Below are 2,804 nucleotides of genomic sequence, written 5' to 3' on the forward strand. Positions count from 1 at the left end.
AATATCGAAGCGATCGTCGGCACGCGTGTGATGGACCGTGCCGAACTGATTCTCGACATCTTCGCCACCCGGGCGCGTTCAAGCGAGGCGCGCAATCAGGTAGAGCTCGCGCAGTTGCAGTATCTGTTGCCGCGCCTCACGCGCATGTGGACGCACCTGGAGAAATTCCGCGGTGGTATCGGCGTGCGCGGTCCGGGTGAAACGCAGCTCGAAACCGACCGTCGACTCATTCAGCATCGTATCCGCATACTCAAGGATCGGCTGGCCGACGTCGAGCGGGCGCGCGAAGTGCAGCGCGAAGGACGCAAATCGCACTACCGGGTCGCACTCGTTGGCTACACGAATGCGGGCAAATCATCGATTCTGCGGCAGATGGCGAACGACGAGCAGGTGTTCGTGGAGGATCGTCTCTTCGCCACGCTCGATCCGCTCACCCGTGAAGTCGAGGTGGGTGACGGGTACACGGTGCTGCTCACCGACACCGTTGGATTCATCCGGAAGCTTCCTCACCACCTGGTCGCGTCATTCCGCGCCACGTTGTCAGAGGCCAAGGAGGCCGACTTGCTGCTGCACGTGATCGACGCGAGTCATCCGGTGTGGGAGGAGCAGCGCGATGTCGTGGACGGTGTGCTGGCGGATCTCGGATTGGCCGATCAGCCCAAGCTATACGTGATGAACAAGATGGACCTGCTGCCCGCCGAGGAGGCATCGGCCGTTCGTGAACGCGTGACGAACATTCTCCCGAATTCGCTGTTCGTGTCGGCGATCGAGCAGGGTGGTCTCGACGTGCTTCGCGCGTCGCTGCTCGATAGTCTGCGTCGCCAGCGCCCGGTGCTCGAGGTCCGGCTTCCGGCGGCCAATGGCCGGATGATCGCGGAGATGCATCGCGACGGCGAAGTGCTGGAGCAGCGCACTGACGAGGACGTCATTGTGCTTCGGGCGCGACTTGATGACCGCACGATCGGTCGGCTGCGACAGGCCGGCGCGCGGATCACGGTGCTTCGGGGCGTTGAGCGGGTCAAGGTACCTGCCGAGCCGGCCGAAGCGTTCTAGTCGCTTGCCACACCGTCGCCACGCGCAAACGGCCGGACATCAGCAACGATGACCGGCCGTTCGTGTTGTAAAGTCTTTGCAATGGGCGTGCAGGGACTCGAACCCCGGACCTCTGCTGTGTGAAAGCAGCGCTCTAACCAGCTGAGCTACACGCCCGACATCGTTCCGCGCCCGACAACTCACCGCGCGGATCAAGAACGTAACGGCGGGGACGGACGGTGGGAAGCCCCTCAATCGATGCGAAAAAGCCAAACGCCTCGGTGCAGGGCACCGAGGCGAATGGTCCGGGTGGGACTTGAACCCACGATCCTTCGATTATGAGTCGAGCGCTTTAACCAACTAAGCTACCGGACCGAACGTGGCGATTCCCCGCCGCCGCCGGTGAGAAATGTATCTCAATCGTTGGCCATGTGTGCGTCGTAGGCCTCGAGGACTTCGTCCGGTGTGACCGTCGCGGCACCGAGCTTTCCTACCTCGACCCCGGCGGCGTAATTCGCCACGATGGCCGCTTCCAGTGCCGAAGCCCCGGCGGCCAGCATCGTTGCCAAGTACGCCGTCACCGTGTCGCCGGCGCCGACCACGTCGTACACTTCACGGGCGGTCGTCGGGACGCGATGCACGATGCCATCCGACGAGACCAGCACCATGCCGCGTTCGCCGAGGGTCAGCAGCAAGTGATCGACGCCGAGGCGTGCGAACGTTTCCGGCAGCGCCGCGGGATGCTCGAGATCGACCGCGGCGCCCAGTGCGCTTTCAAGCTCCCGACGGTTCGGCTTGAACACGGTGGCACCGCGATATGCAAAGAAATTGCGGAACTTCGGGTCGACGACAATCGGCAGCGTGCGCGCACGTGCGAGCGCAATGGCGCCTTCGATCACCGCCGGGACAAGCACACCCTTGTTGTAGTCCTCGAACACGAGCGCGGTCGCGTGCGGCATGGCGCGTTCAATCGCGTCGAGGACGCGCGCGACGTCCGCGTCGTGGAGGTCCGCGTCGTCTTCCTCATCGAAACGCACCAGTTGCTGAGAGCGCGCCATCACGCGGGTCTTGGTCGTAGTGGGCCGACTGACCGTGACCAGCGATCGCGACTCCATTCGGCCGGCCTCGAGACGTTCGCGCAGCGTGCCGCCGGCCGCGTCGTCCCCGACGACGGCCACGAGGTCGCACCTCGCACCAACGGCCGCGACGTTCTGCGCAACGTTGGCGGCGCCACCGAGCGCTAACTTGCGGTCACGCACCCGGACGACGGGGACCGGCGCTTCAGGGGAAATCCGATCGACGTCGCCGCGGAGGTATACATCGAGCATGGCGTCGCCGATGATGACCACATGCTGCGAGGCGGCGCGGGCCAGCAGTGCCTCGAGCCGAGCGCGGGAGATGGTGGGCGTCATGGCGGGGAAGTTAGTCGGACCCAGTAGTGTCCCAACGTTTTTCAGAGGAGAACGAGCTGAATCGGCTCGAAATCAGCATCTGAATAGCTGGGTGGCGGCGTAAGTAGTTGATGGATTGGGACTTGCTCGAACAGGGTCAGACTCAAGATCTGTAGAATTTCGTACAAGCGTTGCCGGTTGAGCGGTAGACTTTGCTTCGCGATCCAGATGTGCATCTTCACCTGAACACGTTGGGACACCACTCCTGGTGTTGCTGTTCTTCGCGTGCCTTCGCGATCTTCGCGGACTTCGCGCGAACGGCGGTGCTGGCGGCTGCCGCGGAGCGATCGGAGAGCCAGCTGGTTCGCGCGAAGCTCGCGG

General features: G+C 63.7%; 2 protein-coding genes, 2 tRNA genes and 1 pseudogene. 1 reads left to right on the forward strand and 4 read right to left on the reverse strand.

Annotation, left to right across the window (positions count from 1 at the left end; all coding sequences use genetic code 11):
* Nucleotides 1–1,053, forward strand: a 1,053-nt coding sequence (hflX, locus tag ACESNG_RS15045) for a GTPase HflX (protein ID WP_373069572.1), incomplete at its 5' end; no start/stop codon positions are given.
* A gap of 82 nt (nucleotides 1,054–1,135) precedes the next feature.
* Here hflX and ACESNG_RS15050 read toward each other — a convergent pair.
* From ACESNG_RS15050 to ACESNG_RS15065, 4 genes and pseudogenes are all read right to left on the reverse strand, one after another.
* Nucleotides 1,136–1,209: transfer RNA gene (locus ACESNG_RS15050), tRNA-Val, on the reverse strand.
* A 124-nt stretch (nucleotides 1,210–1,333) separates the two neighbouring features.
* Nucleotides 1,334–1,407 (reverse strand) — tRNA-Ile (locus ACESNG_RS15055).
* Between the two features lie 41 nt (nucleotides 1,408–1,448).
* On the reverse strand, nucleotides 1,449–2,444 hold the full coding sequence (locus ACESNG_RS15060; RefSeq protein ID WP_373058379.1) for a bifunctional heptose 7-phosphate kinase/heptose 1-phosphate adenyltransferase: 996 nt from the start codon (nucleotides 2,442–2,444) through the stop codon (nucleotides 1,449–1,451).
* A gap of 41 nt (nucleotides 2,445–2,485) precedes the next feature.
* Nucleotides 2,486–2,804: pseudogene (locus tag ACESNG_RS15065) on the reverse strand (hypothetical protein); the annotation flags it as partial.

Source organism: Gemmatimonas sp. (assembly GCF_041689975.1).
Taxonomy (GTDB): Bacteria; Gemmatimonadota; Gemmatimonadetes; order Gemmatimonadales; family Gemmatimonadaceae; genus Gemmatimonas.

Excerpts from the sequence above, each read along its gene's own strand:
- ACESNG_RS15060 (WP_373058379.1), bottom strand. The coding sequence starts at position 2,444 with ATGACGCCCACCATCTCCCGCGCTCGGCTCGAGGCACTGCTGGCCCGC.